Source organism: Bartonella sp. AA2SXKL, from assembly GCF_042197205.1.
In the GTDB taxonomy this organism is placed as follows: Bacteria; Pseudomonadota; Alphaproteobacteria; order Rhizobiales; family Rhizobiaceae; genus Bartonella.
The window spans coordinates 1-288 of record NZ_JBHIRN010000229.1 but is presented as its reverse complement, the minus strand read 5'-3'; the positions used below and the strand labels follow the sequence as shown (position 1 = coordinate 288).

Below are 288 nucleotides of genomic sequence, written 5' to 3'. Positions count from 1 at the left end.
CTTGCTACAAGAGAAGACCGACCATACGCTGAACCCATAGTTCCTGCACGATTGCTCCAAGAAAGATGCAGAAGTTGCTTATAATGTTCAAGCTCTTGTATGCCCATTGCTGTAAAAACCGCTGCTTGCTTGGGAGAATAAGGCTTTAAAGCTCTTGCATATCCCAAATAAAGAGCTGCATGCTGTTTTTTTGTCTTGAGTGCTCGAAATATTACTCTTTGTGCTGAACGAAAGGATAAAGCTTTACGTTGTACAAATGAAAAAAACGATCTCAACATTTTCTGTTCC

Annotated in this window: 1 pseudogene; it reads right to left on the bottom strand. The window is 40.3% G+C overall.

Annotated elements, in window-relative coordinates:
- Nucleotides 1-278 (bottom strand): annotated as a pseudogene (locus ACFINS_RS10875) (hypothetical protein); the annotation flags it as partial.
- Between the last annotated feature and the right edge of the window lie 10 nt (nucleotides 279-288).